This window comes from Levilactobacillus sp. LN180102, assembly GCF_050106635.1.
Lineage (GTDB): Bacteria > Bacillota > Bacilli > Lactobacillales > Lactobacillaceae > Levilactobacillus > Levilactobacillus brevis.
Genome location: NZ_JBNIIX010000006.1, coordinates 13,413 through 30,569, shown reverse-complemented (window position 1 = coordinate 30,569; position 17,157 = coordinate 13,413). Strand labels below are relative to the sequence as shown.

The following is a 17,157-nucleotide window of genomic DNA, read 5'->3' as shown; positions in this document are numbered from 1 at the left end:
GTAAATAAAGGTATCTTTTTTTAGTTTAACTTGGTAAAATGAAAGCGGTTAAACGTCTATTGGATTAGGAAAATTCAAATGATGCTTTGTGAATGGTTTATATTGTACACGCTGGAAGGTGAAGTTACGTAGGGAGACGATACAATGGGGATCAAACGTTGGTTCTTAGGTGGCTTGGCACTTGTTGTGGCTGGATTACTGGGCGGTCCGATTGCTCAGGCTGATAATAATGATTTGAGTAATGCGATTAGTTCCGCGCCACAGGGGCTGCCTTTGAATGATTATTTTAAGCTGGGGACCCTTAATACTAGCACTGGTGGCGGTAATTCAGCTAAAGTGATTGACAGTAATCGCGGTGATGGGACACAATTGGTTCAGCTGACAGATACCACCAACGAAGTGGGGACTATTTGGACGGCGGATAACTATCGGCTCAACTTGAATAAGAACGCAACAGCCTCTATGTGGCTGTACTTTGGCTATCGAACGTCTAGTGCGGGCGACGGGATGGCGTTCGTGTTACAAAATGATGCCCGGGGGGTGGACGCCATTGCTAAGACGACCAGTGGTACGGTTGGTGATGGTGAAACGCTGGGGGTTTGGGGTGTTGACGATGGTATCACTAATCCGCAAATTCAATCACGAGCGATTCAGAATAGCTGGGCGTTAGAGTTTGATAGTTTCAGTAATACGCAGAGTCGCAAGGGATCGGCCTTTGATACATCGGTTGGATCCTATCCCCATATTGCGTCTAACTATCCGGGAGCTGGTCTGACGTATGTTACGAATAATTTAAATCCTGATAATCCCTATGTGCTTATGCAACATCAAGGCGTTATTCAAAATAACAGTTATAGTCTCTTATCTAATGGTGCTTGGCATCATGTGACAATGAGGTGGGATGCGACTGCTAAGACGATGACGTATAGTTATAATGATAAGGACCCGAGCACCGGCAATGCCCAGACGCCCGTGGGTACGAAGACAGTTTCTATTGATACGACGAAGATTGATCCGAATAATACTGGCTACGCACGCTGGGGATTTACAGGCTCAACCGGTACGAACTGGGAGAATAATCTGGTGATTTTCGAGCAGGTTCCGGGCGTCGTGAATAGTAGTGCATCTGTAACGGCAACAGATTTGACGACGGATAAGGTGATTGCGGCAGGGGACACCGTTACGTCAGGCGATCAGCTACAATTAGCGTACAAGTTGAACTACGACAGTGGCTCACAGGATTGGAAGGATATTGTGGCTAAAATTGCGGTTCCCAATAATATGACGGTGAGCTATGCGAGGGTGACTTATGCGGATGGTAAGAGTGAACTGATTGATCCAGGTACTATCAGTGCGCAGACGTTGAAATACCAGCTAACGCATGACTTGAATGGCACTAATGCACCAGCCACCATCACTATCATTGGCAACGTTATGGGGGTTAAAAATGCCACAACAGCGGTTGCAGCGGCGAAGAGCACATTTAATGGGAGTAATGCTCTAACGAACGCGACTACGCCAAACTTTACAATTAGTGCTGCGTCTAACTGGTATTTGCGGTTATTCTTTGGGACTGCCGCTAACGGGACTAAGACGAGTCAGATGGATTTGGATGCCGTTAAAGATACCACGTTGACCGGGCATTTTACCTATTCGTTGACGAGTACGGCTAGTGATGCTGGCTACGGGGGAACAGCGGGTAAGGCGGTGACCTTGCGACCAACGGTAAATGGACAGACGCAGACGTCCACGACTGCCGGAGATGGCGGCACCTTTTCGTATACGGTGCCGGCTAGTTTGCTATTGCCGGGGGCCAATACCGTGACGCTTTACGCAATTTACAACGGCGGTACCAACGTGTCGGATGTGATTAAGGCCACCATCAACGTTGGATCATTAACATTTTCGAATGTGACCAGCAACATTGCTTTTAATGCGGAATTAACCGGAACAGCGGCCACGATTGCACCAAGTAGCCAACCCAATATTTCTGTTGCGGATACGCGAGTAACAGGCAAACACTGGGCCTTGAGTGCTAGTCTAACGGGACTGGCGGCAAGCTTCCCGGGGGAAGTTGTGTACCAACCAGGAAATGGGAACGTGACAACTTTGAGTAATCAAGATGCTGCCATTGATACGGGAGATTCGGCCGCTACTACAACTGTTAGCAAGCAGTGGTCCAGTACGTGGACTGATTCGTCATCGAAGGGACTATTTTTAAAGATTCCCAGTGCAACGACGGCTGGAAATTATGACGGTACAATTACGTGGAGTTTAAAGGATGCACCGAGTTAAGCGGAACGCTAAAGGTAAAATCTAAAGAATCGGACTCTTCAACACACTTGAAAGGTCCGATTCTTTAGTTGTTTTTGGGTGTTAGGCTGGCGTTTGTGATAATTTATCCAGCCAAGCCGGCAGTGATTTAGCCAATTCCTGATAGGTCAATTCGAACTTATGTGTGTACCACGGATCGTCAATCGCTTCATGTTGATGATCGGGTAAGATGTCTAGACACAAGTGGACCTTAGCGGCGTCCGCCGGGGTAGGCGCCAAGCGTTTAAGGTTAGCGACGTTGCTGTGATCCATCGTAATAATGGTATCGGCCCACGCAAAATCGGCAGCCGTGATTGGTCGTGAACGATGGGCACTGGCATCCAATCCGTGGGCACGTAACGTTTCTAATGCACCGGGATGGGGATGATTCCCCTCCTCTTCAGGACTGGTCGCTACCGATGCTACCGCAAATTGATCGGTTAATTGCCGGTCAGCGACTAATTGTTGGAAAATGGCTTCGGCCATGGGGGAACGACAAATGTTACCTAAGCAGACAAATAAAATGTGTTGCATACAGAAATCCTCCTAACAAATGGTAAAATAAAGCCAAGTTGCTGGTCTCGGGTGGAGCCTTTTGCTATGATTAGTTTAGCAGAAAATTCGGTCAGTTCCTAGACCAAGCCAGTAGCCCGATATGTGAGTTCTGTAGGGGACAAAATAATTTTATGGAGGCGTGATTTTATGGTTGCGATTATTGCGATTATCATCATTGTTTTACTTGTTATCTGGTATGTTGCCAGTTATAACGGTTTGATTCGTAGTCGGACAAATGTCCAAGAATCCTGGAGTCAAATTGACGTTCAGTTGAAACGGCGGAATGACTTAATTCCCAACTTGGTATCCACAACCAAGGGATATGCTAATTTTGAACAGTCGACGTTAAAGAAAGTGGTTGCCTTGCGCAACCAATTGACGGCAGTGCCGGCGGATGACCATCAACAGACGATGGAAGTCTCTAATCAGTTATCGACGACGTTACGGTCGTTATTCGCTCTGTCTGAAAATTATCCAGATTTAAAGGCCAATGCGCAATTTAGCCAGTTAATGGAAGAACTGACGAATACGGAAAATAAAATTGCTTATTCGCGGCAATTGTACAACAGTTCAGTGGCGAGCCTAACCGTGAAGATTCAATCCTTCCCAAGTAACATCGTGGCTAAAGTACACCATTTCCAAGCTGGCGAATACTTGCAAGTGCCAGAAGAAGAAAAAACCACGCCCAAGGTTAACTTTGATGACTTTGGGTCAGATAAGTAGGCGATCATATGTTATATGACCAAATTGCTACGAACAAACGGCGCACGGGTTACGTCATGTTTGGCTTCGGCGTCTTAACTTTAGCGATTGGTGCAGCATTGGGTTACCTCTTTTGGAACAGTTGGGTGTCAGGAACCGTGATTGCTGCAGTGGTGGCGGTCGTCTATATGTTGATTATGATTAGCCAGTCAACCAATGTGGTGATGAGCATGAATCATGCCCGTGAGATTAAAGACGTTAGTCAAGCGCCACAGCTTTGGCACTTGATTGAGGATATGGCGTTAGTGGCACAAGTACCGATGCCGCGGGTCTTCATTATCGATGATCCCAGTCCTAATGCCTTTGCAACGGGAAATGATCCCAAGCATGCTGCGGTGGCAGTGACAACGGGTATCATGGAACGCTTGAATCGTGAAGAATTGGAAGGCGTTATTGGGCATGAGATGTCCCATGTTCGTAACTATGATATTCGCTTGCAGACCATTGCGTTAGCTCTTTCCGCGGCCATTGGTTTATTGGTTAACTTTGCCAGCAATTGGTTCTGGTGGGGTGGGGCAACGCGGCGGCGAGATGATCGTGATGACTCGGCCGGTAATATCATTGGTTTAGTCATTTCCATTTTCCTGATTATCTTGGCGCCGTTAGCAGCTAGTATTGCGCAGATGGCCTTATCCCGCAATCGAGAGTATTTGGCAGATGCCTCTAGTGTCGAGCTGACGCGTAATCCACAAGGCCTGATTAATGCGTTACGAAAGATTGATGACAGTCAGCCCATGAAAGCTGCTGATCCTAACAGTGCCGCACTTTATATTAGTGATCCATTCAAGCACAAACAAAAATTTGCCGACCTCTTTGCAACCCATCCGCCGATTGCCGATCGAATTGCCCGGCTGGAAAAAATGTAAAATAAGTGGGCACCGGTAGTCGGTTTCGTAGTACAATTAGGTGTGATTGAAACTAGGGGAAAGAGTGTGCAACCATGCGCGGAAATTTTATCTATATTAGTTTAGAGCCGGTGACGAATATGATCTATTCGCTGGGAATTTTACCCGCTGATTTTTTGAACGGAATCCCAGCTATTCCGAACCAATTATTATTGCTGAACGAAGAGTCTGGCAACGATGTGGAAATCAATCCGCATACTCGGTTGCAGACCATAACCGGGCAAGCGCAGATTCGCCGGTATTTGTTAGGTAAACACGACCACGCGGTTAAGTGGTTAGATTATGCACACAGTGATGACTTGGACTTTTTGTTACCTACGGAGATTGCGGAGCTATTATATTTAGCTCATATGGATACCCATATTCGCACACCCTTTTATGCCAAACTACAGAACAATTATGTTTCTTTAAGTTTGCGAGACGGATTTTATAAGACGTATTATCGGCACCTAGGTGATGTCGATCACGTGTTAGAAGTTAGCATCAAGCGGCATTTGCGCGCCATGCACAATAACCGTTGGGTCTTTGCCCGTCCGTTGGCAATTAGCGATGTACCGCATGAAATTCTGTTGCAGCTGACACAAGGGCTAATGGATGGCATGATTGTGGCGTTCGATCAGCTAGTTGAACGACGGCGAGTTTATGTGATTCCTGTGCGCGCGATTACCCATCCGGAGCACCAAAATGCGTGGTACACACAAGAGGACGTTTACGCCGACTCTCGTGAGGTCGCTAGTTTGCGTTATGATTTGACCACGCGTGAGTGGGCGCTGAGCATTCATGATAATCAGGTATTTAATGATGTGAGTGAATTAATTTAGAAGTTGTCAACCACCGGTGACGAGTTGTCATCGGTGGTTTTTGCGTTAGTTTTAAGATTGTCTGGCGTAATCCATGGTATAATGAAATTCAGAATTTATATCAGAGATAGCGAATACCTCTGGTCAGAATTATTTCGAGAACGTGGCGACCTTAGGCGGCCGTTTCACTAATTAGGAGTAGAAAACATGAAGATGCAGCTTGCTGAAATTGCTCACGCAGTGGGAGCAATCAATGATTTCGAACAATGGGGTAGTGTCAGTGTGACTAGTGTGGCATTTGATAGCCGACACCTCCAACCGGGAGGACTCTTTATTCCCCTGACTGGTGAACACGATGGTCATCAATTTATTCAGTCTGCCATCGACCATGGAGCTGTGGCAACGCTTTGGGCCCGTGACCTAGCGTCCGCCCCCGCTGACTTCCCAGTTATCCAAGTCGATGATTCGCTGAAAGCCTTACAAACCCTCGCCCAATACTATCTGTCTAAGATTAATCCACGGGTGGTGGCGGTCACTGGGAGCAATGGTAAGACCACAACTAAGGATATGATTGCGGCGGTTTTGAGCACGCAATTTAATGTCACCAAGACACATGCGAACTTTAATAATGAGATTGGGGTACCCATGACGGTGTTATCCATGGAGCCCAATACCGAAATGCTGGTTGTTGAGATGGGAATGGATCGTCCCGGACAATTAGATTTCTTGAGCCAATTGGTCTCACCAGATTTGGCGCTGATTACCATGATTGGGGAAGCCCATATTGAATTCTTTGGTACCCGCGATAAGATTGCGGATGCGAAGATGGAAATTACACACGGGTTGAGTGATGATGGCGTGTTTGTCTTTAATGGTGATGAACCCTTACTACGCGAGCGTGCCACTGAATTGATCCAGCGACAGGTTACTTTTGGCCAGCAGGGCACCGATGATCTGTTCGCGACTGACGTTACGGGAACCCCGACAACGACCAGTTTTACCACGAATCAGTGGCCGGAAGTGACATTTACTATTCCAATGATTGGGACGTATAATGTCAATAACGCCTTGGCGGCCTTGTCCGTAGCAATGCTATATCGGATTCGACCAGAGAGTGCCAAGCAAGCGCTCGCGACCGTTAGCTTGACGGAAAACCGGGCGGAATGGGTGACAAGCGCCTCTGGTGCGGCCATTCTCAGTGATGTGTACAATTCAAACCCAACGGCGGCTAAGGAAGTCTTAACGGCCTTCTCGCAAACGCCAGTAACTGGTCAGCGCTATGTGGTCCTAGGGGACATGCTGGAGTTAGGCGACCAGGCTGATGCGATGCACGCTAGCTTGGCAAGCGCTATTGATGCAACGAAGATCGACCACGTTTATCTGGTCGGTCCACACATGTTGGCACTACAGGCTGCCTTGGCACAGCAACAGCCACAGTTAGCTGTTTCTCATTATGAGACGACTGACTTGGCGACGTTAACGGTTGATCTACAAAACCAGCTGACGGCGGATGATCAGATTTTATTGAAAGGGTCCCACGGGATTCATTTAGAACAAGTATTGGCGTCCTTGCAGGATTCTTCTGAAAATTAGTGTGAAAGCAAAGCAACTTCTGCGAGAGCTGGGAGTTGCTTATTTTCTTTCAGCGTTGTATGATGGTTTAGTTGTATTTTTTGAAACGAACCCCGTTTTAGCCAATCATCGTTCGCGTCATGGAAAACGGATTTTTTCCAAGAGCCCTGAGGCACTAAAACGACGAACTCATTTAGGAGGAAATTATTTTTGAAGTTTAAAGAACTGGGTCTCTCTGAAGACCTACTTAAAGCAATTACGTCAGTAGGTTACGAGGAAGCGACCCCAATTCAAGCCGAGACAATTCCGATGGTTTTAGCCGGCCAAGATGTGATTGGTCAGGCACAAACCGGTACCGGGAAGACTGCGGCCTTCGCCTTACCAATTTTGGAAAAAATTGATAAGAGTAACGAAAATGTTCAAGCGCTGGTTGTCTCACCAACACGGGAATTGGCTATCCAAACCCAAGAAGAAATTTACAAGTTAGGCCGGACTGAACGGGCTAACGTGCAAGTTGTCTATGGTGGCGCTGATATTCGTCGTCAGATTAAATCCTTAAAGAATCACCCGCAAGTGGTTGTTGGGACCCCGGGTCGGTTATTGGATCATATTCGGCGGCACACGTTGAAGTTAGACCACGTACAAATGTTGGTCTTGGACGAAGCCGATGAAATGTTAAACATGGGTTTCTTAGACGATATTGAAGATATTATCAAACAATTGCCAGAAGAACGTCAAACGATGCTGTTCTCTGCAACGATGCCGCCTGAAATCAAACGGGTTGGTGTCCAATTCATGAAGGACCCTAAGCATGTGAAGATCAAGGCTAAGGAATTAACCACGGACTTGATTGACCAATTCTACGTGCGTTCTCGTGATTTCGAAAAATTTGATGTCATGACGCGGTTCTTTGACGTTCAATCACCAGATTTGACGATCGTCTTTACCCGGACAAAACGGCGGGTAGATGAAATTGCCAGTGGTTTGGAAGCCCGCGGCTATAACGCTGCTGGGATTCATGGGGATTTGACGCAGAAGCGCCGGACCCAAATCATGAACGACTTCCGTCACGGTAAGTTGGATATCTTAGTGGCAACCGATGTTGCTGCGCGGGGGATTGATATTAACGATGTCACCCACGTTTATAACTACGATATTCCACAAGATCCCGATAGTTATGTTCACCGGGTTGGCCGGACTGGCCGTGCCGGGAAGCATGGGGTTTCCATGACGTTTGTGACACCAAACGAAATGGACTACTTGCGTGAAATCGAAAAGCTGACAAAGGTGCGGATGTTACCTTTGAAGCCACCTTCGGATGAAGAAGCGTTCGTCAGCCAATTGGGTGCTGCGAAGGAAACCATTGCTGACCTGGTCAACAAGGCGGATAAGGAAAAGTATGCTAAGGCAGCTGAAAGCTTGCTAAACGAATACGATGCCGAAGACTTAGTTGCGGCGCTCTTGAGTGATGTCACGAAAGATGACAATAACCAAGTACCCGTTAAGATCACGCCAGAACGACCATTGCCTAAGCGCGGTGGCAAACGTCACGGCGGTGGCGGCTACCATCATGGCGGTGGCAATCGTCGCGGCGGTAATGGCGGTGGCGGTTACCGTGGTGGACACCGTTCTTCAGATCGTCATGGTAATGATCGTGGCCATGGTTCACGCAACCATGACTCACGTAACCATAGTGATAACCGGAGTCACCGAAGCAACAATGGCGGTGGTCGGCGTAACGAAGGTGGTAGCCGCGGCTTCACCATTCGAAAGAAAGACTAGTTTTACATGAGAATTGATTGGAGAGCGCTCATCCTAGTGATGAGTGCTTTTTTATTAAAAAATTTTGTGGCATAAAAGGTTGATTTAGCAGGCTTAAATAGCTATGTTCACACTATAAATGGATTCTGGATAGAAAAGTTGGCTTGCGTTCAATACGGGTGCATGCTATTATGTACTTATAGATTTGATACGAATAAGCTTATAGCAAACCGCTACGGAGGTATTATCATGGCCAATAATTTTGACTTACATGCTGCATTGACGCTTGCCACTAAGCCAGGTCCATTCGTTACCATGACTCTGCCAGTCACGGGAATCCCCGCGACTGACCGCACCCAATTTAACAGTTTGCTAAAACAGGGAAAAGAACAACTTGAGAAGGTTGCACCTGACAGAACGTGGTCTGCTTATGCTGAATCGTTCACGCCGTTTGAACACGGCCCATTGACTAATGGGAGTGCCACAGGTCTGCTGATTATGGCGGGCGCCAGTGATAGTTATCATTATTGGCTACACACACCGGTGGCGGCCACAGTGACGGTTACGTATCAACCGAATGTATTACCTATTTTACAGGCCCAAGATAAGACCAGTGATTACGACATCTTGCTTTTAGGTCGTGATGCGTTTGATCTGGCACAGGTGCGCAATGGGCGGCCAGAAATGGTGAACTTACCAGTCGATGCTCCCGTAACGTTGGAAAAGGCCCTGGGAAGTGAACTGCGGGACCGTGGGCGTTGGCAGCGATCTGCCGGAGAACATACCCAGTACAGTGGAACCGGGTCTTTAGATACAGCCCGGGAAGCGGATCAACGAAATTATTTCATGATGGTTGACGCGTATGTTTCCCAGCACTATTCGAATGTTGATCAAGTTCCATTGATTCTGGTAGCCAATGCAAGTGATCAAGGGAACTTCCGTAAATTTGCTCAGAATGCTTATTTAGACCATGTCGTGCGCGTTGTTCAGGGACCGAACCTGGCGGCAGCCAATCAAACATTAGCGGCGTTGGCCTTGTCAATTACGGAACAGCGACACCAGCAGGCAACACAGATTCGGCGGGATGCTTACGCTAAAGTTCGGCAGAATCAACAGGTTGTCCAAGACTTGGGTCCATTAGCGACGGCGGCCGTACAAGGGCAAGTGGCGAAGCTGTGGTTACGCGATGATGCCAGTCAACCAGGCCATTTAACTGAAAAGGGAACGGTGATGACAGCCACAGCGTTAAGTCGGCAGAATAATCTATACAATGATCTGGCCCTGCAGGTCAGCCGCTTAGGTGGACAGGTCGAGGTCTTACCAGCAGATGCCATGCCAACCAGTAATCCTGTAGCTGCGCAATTACGGCTCCGTGAAACCGTTGCGCATTAATCAATAAGTATTTACTAGGTAGTCGAACTGCGAGTCGGCTACCTTTTTTGTGCGAATGGCCAAATCTTTTAGGGGTTTATCTGTGAAATGGTCTGATAATAAGTTAAAATTCGACTTAACTCAGTAACTTGTAACCCTAATTAGGGGTGGCTGTGCTAAAATAATAGCTAGACTTTAAGCGAGGTGAACACCATGATTTACGGAACCGGTATTGATATCACTGATTTAAAACGGGTACAGCGGGTTGTTGAACGCCAACCACGTTTTTTAACTAAAGTCTTGACACCGAATGAACGCGTTGATTACCAGAAATTGAGTGGGCAACGCGCATTGGAATTCATTGCGGGACGATGGTCAGCCAAAGAATCCTACAGTAAAGCAATGGGGACGGGGATTGGGGCGACTGTGACCTTTCAAGACATTGAGATTCGGGATAATGATGCTGGGCGGCCAGTGGTGCGTCGCCAACCATTTGGGGGAATTGCGCACGTTTCGATTTCACACACGGAGACGGTCGTGATGACACAGGTTATTCTAGAAAGAGGGAACGAATCATGGTAGTTGGGGTCCATCGGCCAACACAATTAGTGATTGACCGCCAAGCGTTACACGATAATATTCAGGCTGAAGTGACACGGTTAGCGAGTGGCTGTGAGTTATTTATGGTGGTTAAAGCTAACGGGTATGGGCATGGTGCTGTTCAGGTGGCTCAGGTGGCTAAAGAGGCCGGTGCCACTGGTTTTTGTGTGGCCATTTTGGATGAAGCCCTGGAATTACGGGCAGCCGGTTTTAATGAACCGATCCTCGTATTAGGGGTGACGGAGCCAGAAGATGCGCCGTTGATGGCGCAACAGCACATCTCAGCAACCGTTGCGGCGACTGACTGGTTAGTTGCTGCGGACGCCTACTTGGCACTGGCACAACCAACAGCACCGTTACAGGTTCATTTAGGATTGGATACAGGAATGGGCCGAATTGGGTTTAAAACAACGACTGAGCTGACGACAGCGGTTAGTTATTTGGCAACCCACGCAACGTTGAACTTTGAAGGTATTTTCACGCATTTTGCCACGGCTGATAGTCCAGATGAGACGTACTTTAAGCAACAAGTTGCCAAGTGGCAAACGTTGACAGCTGCTTTGAAAGAACGACCACGGTACGTCCACGTGTCAAATTCCGCTACGAGTCTCTGGCATGCAGCCTGCAATGACAACATGGTTCGTTTCGGTGTTGCAGGATATGGTTTAAATCCTTCCGGAACTGCTATTCCAGCGCCGTATGCATTAAAGCCAGCGCTGAGTCTAACCAGCCAGTTGGTTCATAGTAAACAAGTCGTTGCCGGTGAATCAGTCGGCTATGGGGCCACGTACACCGCTCAACAGACGGAATGGGTGGGGACTGTGCCGATTGGTTATGCAGACGGTTACGAACGACGACTGCAAGGTTTTCATGTACTAGTTGATGGTCAGGCCTGTGAAATTATTGGGCGTGTGTGCATGGATCAACTGATGATTCGTTTGCCTCACGACTACGCCCGAGGAACGCGGGTGACTTTGATTGGTCGTGATGGTGATCACGTCATTACGCTTCAAGAAATGGCCGATTATTGTCAAACAATTCATTATGAGCTTGCCTGTGGCTTCACAAGTCGCTTACCACGAGTTTATCGTCACTAATTTATGACGTTTTTGTGTCCAGAAATGATGTTTCGTGGTAAACTAAGTGAGACGAAGTGATTAACAACTTGAGGAGGGGCAAAATTCCATGGCTCAATCACGACAATTGAAACCAGTAACGTTGCGGCTTCACATGACTCGTACCAAGCAGCGCCAGGCATTAGTGCCATTACGAGCGGCTGCCTCACGGGAGTTAGCTTTAATTGTTGGGTATCAGGCGATGGCGCTCATCAACCGGGACCTCGCACAGGCGTTCACGCCTTGTGAAGAGGAAGCGGAACGGCGGTTAACCCAGTTTCGTAGAGCAGAGAGTTAGTATAAAAAATTTAAATAGTGAGGGGATGGCGGCCTATGGCCCGTGTTGAAATCAAACGCGGTGACGTCTTTTTTGCCGACCTTTCACCAGTTGTTGGTTCGGAGCAAGGTGGCATGCGCCCCGTGTTGATTATTCAAAACAACGTGGGGAACCACTACAGTCCGACCGTGATTGTCGCAGCGATTACCGCCCGAATCGAGAAGCCAAAAATGCCGACGCATGTCGGCATTTCTGCCGCTCGTACTGGGATTGAACGGGATTCGGTTATTTTGTTAGAACAAATTCGGACAATTGATAAGCAACGGTTGAAAGACCAAGTGACTCATTTGGATGTAAAAACAATGGCAGCGGTGGACACGGCACTTGCAACCAGCATTGGCTTGGTGGACAAGGCACGTAAGAAAAAAGTTAAGTAGCAATTGTACATAGTGAATGACATAACCCGTTAGCAGGTGGAACACGTTGCTAACGGGTATTTATGTTCACTAATAATTGTGCCCAGGTAATGATCACTGGATATAAAAAATCGACAAAGCCAGCATGCTTTGCCGATTTCTTCATATACTAATTTTCGTGACGTAAGTCTTCAATTTCTGGCACGTGGAATTCTTTGCGTTCCAGAGCCTTAACGATGCGGTCGAGCTTTTCTTCGTCGACTTCCGCGGGTAGGGTAAACATGGTCCGGTGAACCAATTCACCTTCCTGGGCGTCAAGGCTGATGACACTCGCAATGGACGTGTACTTCGTAATGACCTTAGCCATACCGGCTAAATCACCCCGTTCACCAGCAGAAACGACGGTTAACACGTAGCTACCGATGTTGACGTTCCAAGATTGGGATAGCATATCCATCAGACGGGTATGGGTTAAAATCCCATAAAAAGCGTTCTTATCATCGAGAACAGCGATGTAAGGCAAATCCTTGATGGAGAAGAAGACGTTGAAGAAGGCAGCATTCACGGAAATGAACTTCGTCGCGTTCTTTAATAAAGATGTCACGGGGAGCTGCATATCACCGCCCCGAGATTTGTGACGATAGATGTGCATTTTGTAAATGTTGCCCCGGAAAATCTGACCCGTTTCGTCAAGGATTGGAACACACCGGTAACCGGAATCTTCCAGAACCTTTAGTGCCTGTTCCAAGGTGACATCCTCGCGAACCGTCACTAACCGTTCTTTCGGTTTCACTAGGGACTTTAACAGCATAGCTGATGACCTCCTAAAATTAGAAACTTCTAATAATCTCTTTTAATAATACCATATTTCTAAGTGAAACGGGGAGAAAATTTCGATGAAATTCGTGGTAAAATAAAAGAAAGTTTGGCTAAGGGAGGGTCAACGGATGAAACAACCAGAAGATCCTGATAATCAACGGATTATCACTAAAAAATGGCTCTATTGGACACTGGCGGCAGTCATTGCGATTATCGTTTTAGGTGCTATCGGCTTGGCATTAAATTAGGTCGAAAAAAAGGATCTCGCAAGGCGAGACCCTTTTTTAAATTTTCATTAGAAGATAATGACGGGAGTACCGACACTCACATTCTCGTAAACTGCCTTGATCTTAGACGGTGGGGTGTTAACACAGCCATGGGAGCCGTGTTTCTTATACCACGTGCCACCGTAAGTGGGTTGCCACGGCGAATCATGAATCCCAACGCCAGTGTCATCGACTGGCATCCAGTACTTCACTTTAGAAGCATAACTAGAGCCATTATCATTCTTACCACGAAGGGTGGTGTTACGTTGTTTACTCCAGATGACCCAGACACCAACTGGCGTATGATGGGCCGTAGTTGGTAAACCAGTCACAATGTCGGTTGAAACGACGACTTTTCCGTTTTTATAAACCCACATGTGCTGATTTTGTTTATCAACTTCAACGTATGACTTGCCGATGTCGGTACCGTTACTGTGATAGCCGCTACCTTGGATAGCCGGTGTTCGAGACATCCCTTTGCCAGCGAGAACCAGCTTACTCAAGGCTGGCGTTTCACGCTTGACCTTGATACTCCAGCCATATAATCCAGCCTTGACTTTAACCGTACCACGTTTAGTGGACTTAAATGTCCGTGTCTTATTGATGGTGCCGTATTTACTGCTGAGCTTAGTCAGGTAGGCCTTAACGGCTGTGGTCTTAGTAGTCAATTTACCATCTTTTAAGGTCAGCCAACTCGCTAAAGTTGCCGCCGGAATGGTTACTTTATGACCACTTAACTTGTAGAGATAAGTTTGCTTGGTAATAGCCTCAGCTTTAGTCTTAGCTGCTTTGAAGCTAGCAGACGTTGTAGTAACTTTGGGCTGCAAGTAATCTTTCGAAACGTCTACGGTATTACTACCTTGTTCAATAGCCGCTGTAATTGACTTAGCTAACTTGGCAGTGCTGAGTTGGTTACCGGCCTTTTCCTTAGTCACCACCCATTGTCCATTTTGGTAGCTAAATGAGGCACTTTTGGCCGCTGTCCGCGTCTTGTTGGTTTTGGTAGCAATTGATTTAGCCAGAGCCTGCACACTTTGTTGGTTAGCGCTGCTAGCATTGAGCTTGATGCTGTCTGCCGTGGCGGTGGTGACATGTGCTGGCCAGCTCCAAACGTTTTGTTTGGCAATCAGCTGGCTTAATGCCTGCTTGGAGGTGACTTTCAGGTTAACCTGATTAGTCTTAAAACTGGCAACGGTTTTGCTGCCATCCTTTAAGGTGTATTGCTGATCTTGCATGGCGGTCTTTAGCTTAGTAGCCGCTTGATTAGCGGTACTGCCACCCACGTTGACCCCTGCAATTGTCGTATCTTTGAAGAAAACTTTACTAGAAGAATAATGCATTGCTTGTCCAACGTAAATGGCACCAACTGCGACAACCGCAGTGACAATCCCAATCACGAAGGCTTTCCGTTTTTTCATAGGTGTGACCTCCTAAAATAGCCAGTGGAGGAAAAGTCGTCATTTCAACTATCACCAATAGCATACTCCCAGCTTACTTCAAACTACCTTAAATGGCAACGCGACTGCTTTTATGCTATCGCTTTCATCATGATGATGTCAGTTTTCGAAGAATTTAATTAATTTGATAATTAAAACGGATAACTATGTCATGTTCATTCAGAAAATACTGTGCCAGATTAGCGGGTGATTTAGAGATAGGGCGCGGTAAACAAGTCTTGTCAGTTCTGGGTTCTTCGTGGAATTTAAGTAATCAGGCAAAATAAAAAAGCCGTTCCCGTAAGGAACGACCCCTTTAATCGTTAAATTAGTTTTCCAAAGCGGCTAAACCGTCTTGGGTAACCTTCTTCAAGGTTTCAGCTGACTTAGCCATCAAGTCCTTTTCCTTGTCAGAAAGAGGAACTTCGATGACGCCACCTAAACCGTTAGCGTTAACGATGGCTGGTGTACCGATGAAGATGTCATCCAAACCATATTCGCCGTTCAACGCAGCGCCGATAGGCAAGATAGCATTTTCGTCACGCAAGATAGCCTTCGTGATCCGCATCAAGCAGGTTGCAACACCGTAGTAAGTTGCGCCCTTACGGTTGATGATTTCGTAAGCTTTGTTCCGCGTGTCGTCTTCGATCTTAGCTAAGTCATCATCGGTTAAACCGTGTTCCTTAGCAACAACCTTCAATGGCTTTGAGCCAACAGTTGCTTCGTCGTAGGCAGCGAATTCGGAGTCACCATGTTCACCCATGATGTAAGCTTCAACGTTCCGTGGGTCAACGTTGAACTTCTTAGCCAACGCAACGCGTAGACGAGAAGTATCCAAAGAAGTCCCAGAACCGATAACCTTTTCCTTAGGGAAGCCAGAGAACTTCCAAGTTGCGTAAGTTAAGATGTCAACTGGGTTAGCAGCAACAACGAAGATGCCATCGAAACCAGATTCAACAACTGGCTTAACGATTGAGGACAAAATCTTCAAGTTTTTGTTAACTAAGTCCAAACGAGTTTCGCCGGGCTTTTGTGGGGCGCCAGCAGTGATAACAACCACGTCAGCATCCTTGCAGTCAGAGTAATCACCTGAGTAAACGTTCTTTGGTGACGTGAAGACTTGGGCATCTTCAAGGTCCAAAGCGTCCCCTTCAGTGCGTTCCTTAACAACGTCCACAATTACGAATTCTTCGGCAATACCTTGGTTCATCATTGAGTAAGCGTAGGCGGAACCAACGGCACCGTCACCGACTAAAACAACTTTTTGATGATTCTTAGTAGTCAAATTCTTCATCTCCTATAAAATTTTGACATCCAGGTACGCAATTCTCATCGATAATCCAGTGATTATCGCTCGTATTAAATACCCACCGCTTAGTATACCATGTAAAAAGGTGTTCGACCATGCTCCCAGTGAAAATTTGTGAAAACAATCATTTATTTAACTAAACAATTGTTTCGCGGACGGGAGTCGTGAAGTTGTGAGGGGATTATGCTATACTATAGGGCATTGAATGAACTAAAAGAATAAACTGAGTCAGCTGAACGGGCCATTAGTGTCTCGTCCAGCTATTTTGCTTCTAGCGCTCAGTCACAATTTGCGTTAAGGGAGAACATGAAACGATGAAAATGATTGTTGGTTTAGGAAATATTGGGCCCCAATATGACAATACGCGGCATAATACCGGCTTCATGGTGGTTGACGCGTTTGCTCAGCAACATGGTATTGCGTTGACTACGCGTAAAATGGACGCGCGGTTTGGTAGCGGCCTTGTGAATGGTGAAAAGGTCTTGGTCGTGAAGCCTACGACATTCATGAACGAATCCGGGCGGGCCGTTCACCCGATTATGGATTACTTTAAAATTGATGTTGCCGACGTTATGGTCGTTCAAGATGATATGGATTTACCTTTAGGTCGGATTCGCTTGCGGGATCATGGTTCTGCGGGTGGGCACAATGGCATTAAGAGTATTATTGCCCACGTTGGGACGCAGAACTTTGGTCGTTTAAAAGTCGGAATTGCCCACCCACAGCAACACACGGTCGTGGACTACGTATTAGGTAAGTTTACAACTGATCAACGTCCAGTCTTTAATCAGGCGGCCGATCGAGCGGTAGCGGCCCTCGATGATTGGGTAGCCGGCAGTGACTTTATGCAATTGATGAACCAGTACAACTAAGAATAGGA

The 17,157-nt window shown here is 46.9% G+C and carries 16 protein-coding genes; 12 read left to right on the top strand and 4 right to left on the bottom strand.

All coding sequences use genetic code 11. The features are described 5' to 3' along the window. The first annotated feature begins 144 nt into the window (after nt 1-144). A complete protein-coding gene (locus tag ACP4IT_RS05160; protein ID WP_156646738.1) occupies nt 145-2,295 on the top strand; it encodes a lectin-like domain-containing protein in 2,151 nt (716 codons plus the stop codon). A gap of 81 nt (nt 2,296-2,376) precedes the next feature. On the opposite strand, the gene ACP4IT_RS05155 is transcribed toward ACP4IT_RS05160, so the two are convergent. Next, on the bottom strand, nt 2,377-2,847 hold the full coding sequence (locus tag ACP4IT_RS05155; protein WP_011667283.1) for a low molecular weight protein-tyrosine-phosphatase: 471 nt from the start codon (nt 2,845-2,847) through the stop codon (nt 2,377-2,379). Nucleotides 2,848-3,015: 168 nt separating this feature from the next. Between ACP4IT_RS05155 and ACP4IT_RS05150 the strand changes: the two genes are divergently transcribed. The 10 genes from ACP4IT_RS05150 to ACP4IT_RS05105 all read left to right on the top strand — a co-directional run bounded on the left by ACP4IT_RS05150 (nt 3,016) and on the right by ACP4IT_RS05105 (nt 12,468). Continuing rightward, complete coding sequence (locus ACP4IT_RS05150) at nt 3,016-3,591, top strand: LemA family protein (protein WP_011667284.1); 576 nt, start codon at nt 3,016-3,018, stop codon at nt 3,589-3,591. A gap of 8 nt (nt 3,592-3,599) precedes the next feature. Next, nucleotides 3,600-4,496: a zinc metalloprotease HtpX gene (gene htpX / locus ACP4IT_RS05145; RefSeq protein ID WP_011667285.1), complete on the top strand. Its 897-nt coding sequence runs from the start codon at nt 3,600-3,602 to the stop codon at nt 4,494-4,496. Between the two features lie 74 nt (nt 4,497-4,570). Next, complete coding sequence (locus tag ACP4IT_RS05140; RefSeq protein ID WP_011667286.1) at nt 4,571-5,356, top strand: hypothetical protein; 786 nt, start codon at nt 4,571-4,573, stop codon at nt 5,354-5,356. A 186-nt stretch (nt 5,357-5,542) separates the two neighbouring features. Further along, on the top strand, nt 5,543-6,928 hold the full coding sequence (locus ACP4IT_RS05135) for a UDP-N-acetylmuramoyl-tripeptide--D-alanyl-D-alanine ligase (RefSeq protein WP_156646739.1): 1,386 nt from the start codon (nt 5,543-5,545) through the stop codon (nt 6,926-6,928). Between the two features lie 189 nt (nt 6,929-7,117). Further along, on the top strand, nt 7,118-8,689 hold the full coding sequence (locus tag ACP4IT_RS05130; RefSeq protein WP_011667289.1) for a DEAD/DEAH box helicase: 1,572 nt from the start codon (nt 7,118-7,120) through the stop codon (nt 8,687-8,689). A gap of 228 nt (nt 8,690-8,917) precedes the next feature. After that, nucleotides 8,918-10,060, top strand: coding sequence for a hypothetical protein (locus tag ACP4IT_RS05125; protein WP_024525681.1), 1,143 nt, complete (start codon nt 8,918-8,920; stop codon nt 10,058-10,060). A gap of 192 nt (nt 10,061-10,252) precedes the next feature. After that, nucleotides 10,253-10,621, top strand: a complete 369-nt coding sequence (acpS, locus tag ACP4IT_RS05120) for a holo-ACP synthase (protein ID WP_011667291.1) — start codon at nt 10,253-10,255, stop codon at nt 10,619-10,621. Further along, nucleotides 10,615-11,736, top strand: a complete 1,122-nt coding sequence (gene alr / locus ACP4IT_RS05115) for an alanine racemase (protein WP_011667292.1) — start codon at nt 10,615-10,617, stop codon at nt 11,734-11,736. The genes acpS and alr overlap by 7 nt, the downstream gene beginning before the upstream one ends. A gap of 88 nt (nt 11,737-11,824) precedes the next feature. Then, on the top strand, nt 11,825-12,052 hold the full coding sequence (locus ACP4IT_RS05110; protein WP_011667293.1) for a hypothetical protein: 228 nt from the start codon (nt 11,825-11,827) through the stop codon (nt 12,050-12,052). Nucleotides 12,053-12,087: 35 nt separating this feature from the next. After that, the gene (locus ACP4IT_RS05105) at nt 12,088-12,468 is read left to right on the top strand and encodes a type II toxin-antitoxin system PemK/MazF family toxin (protein WP_011667294.1); all 381 of its coding nucleotides are present in this window, start codon (nt 12,088-12,090) and stop codon (nt 12,466-12,468) included. 148 nt (nt 12,469-12,616) lie between these two features. Here ACP4IT_RS05105 and cbpA read toward each other — a convergent pair whose 3' ends face one another. The 3 genes from cbpA to ACP4IT_RS05090 form a co-directional block, all read right to left on the bottom strand. After that, the gene (cbpA, locus tag ACP4IT_RS05100) at nt 12,617-13,258 is read right to left on the bottom strand and encodes a cyclic di-AMP binding protein CbpA (RefSeq protein ID WP_011667295.1); all 642 of its coding nucleotides are present in this window, start codon (nt 13,256-13,258) and stop codon (nt 12,617-12,619) included. A 303-nt stretch (nt 13,259-13,561) separates the two neighbouring features. Next, nucleotides 13,562-14,950 carry a L,D-transpeptidase family protein gene (locus tag ACP4IT_RS05095; RefSeq protein WP_011667297.1) on the bottom strand — a complete coding sequence of 463 codons (1,389 nt, stop codon included), beginning with the start codon at nt 14,948-14,950 and terminating at the stop codon, nt 13,562-13,564. Between the two features lie 346 nt (nt 14,951-15,296). Continuing rightward, complete coding sequence (locus tag ACP4IT_RS05090) at nt 15,297-16,262, bottom strand: L-lactate dehydrogenase (RefSeq protein WP_015473349.1); 966 nt, start codon at nt 16,260-16,262, stop codon at nt 15,297-15,299. Between the two features lie 329 nt (nt 16,263-16,591). Here ACP4IT_RS05090 and pth point away from each other — a divergent pair, with 329 nt between their 5' ends. Further along, nucleotides 16,592-17,149 carry an aminoacyl-tRNA hydrolase gene (pth, locus tag ACP4IT_RS05085; RefSeq protein WP_011667299.1) on the top strand — a complete coding sequence of 186 codons (558 nt, stop codon included), beginning with the start codon at nt 16,592-16,594 and terminating at the stop codon, nt 17,147-17,149. Nucleotides 17,150-17,157 lie beyond the last annotated feature (8 nt).

What these genes read in the sequence shown, in the direction of transcription:
- ACP4IT_RS05140 (WP_011667286.1), top strand. Translation starts at nt 4,571, where the DNA reads ATGCGCGGAAATTTTATCTATATTAGTTTAGAGCCGGTGACGAATATG.
- pth (WP_011667299.1), top strand. Translation starts at nt 16,592, where the DNA reads ATGAAAATGATTGTTGGTTTAGGAAATATTGGGCCCCAATATGACAAT.
- ACP4IT_RS05090 (WP_015473349.1), bottom strand. Translation starts at nt 16,262, where the DNA reads ATGAAGAATTTGACTACTAAGAATCATCAAAAAGTTGTTTTAGTCGGT.
- ACP4IT_RS05155 (WP_011667283.1), bottom strand. Translation starts at nt 2,847, where the DNA reads ATGCAACACATTTTATTTGTCTGCTTAGGTAACATTTGTCGTTCCCCC.
- acpS (WP_011667291.1), top strand. Translation starts at nt 10,253, where the DNA reads ATGATTTACGGAACCGGTATTGATATCACTGATTTAAAACGGGTACAG.
- cbpA (WP_011667295.1), bottom strand. Translation starts at nt 13,258, where the DNA reads ATGCTGTTAAAGTCCCTAGTGAAACCGAAAGAACGGTTAGTGACGGTT.
- ACP4IT_RS05160 (WP_156646738.1), top strand. Translation starts at nt 145, where the DNA reads ATGGGGATCAAACGTTGGTTCTTAGGTGGCTTGGCACTTGTTGTGGCT.
- ACP4IT_RS05105 (WP_011667294.1), top strand. Translation starts at nt 12,088, where the DNA reads ATGGCCCGTGTTGAAATCAAACGCGGTGACGTCTTTTTTGCCGACCTT.
- ACP4IT_RS05150 (WP_011667284.1), top strand. Translation starts at nt 3,016, where the DNA reads ATGGTTGCGATTATTGCGATTATCATCATTGTTTTACTTGTTATCTGG.
- ACP4IT_RS05125 (WP_024525681.1), top strand. Translation starts at nt 8,918, where the DNA reads ATGGCCAATAATTTTGACTTACATGCTGCATTGACGCTTGCCACTAAG.
- ACP4IT_RS05135 (WP_156646739.1), top strand. Translation starts at nt 5,543, where the DNA reads ATGAAGATGCAGCTTGCTGAAATTGCTCACGCAGTGGGAGCAATCAAT.
- ACP4IT_RS05095 (WP_011667297.1), bottom strand. Translation starts at nt 14,950, where the DNA reads ATGAAAAAACGGAAAGCCTTCGTGATTGGGATTGTCACTGCGGTTGTC.
- htpX (WP_011667285.1), top strand. Translation starts at nt 3,600, where the DNA reads ATGTTATATGACCAAATTGCTACGAACAAACGGCGCACGGGTTACGTC.
- alr (WP_011667292.1), top strand. Translation starts at nt 10,615, where the DNA reads ATGGTAGTTGGGGTCCATCGGCCAACACAATTAGTGATTGACCGCCAA.
- ACP4IT_RS05110 (WP_011667293.1), top strand. Translation starts at nt 11,825, where the DNA reads ATGGCTCAATCACGACAATTGAAACCAGTAACGTTGCGGCTTCACATG.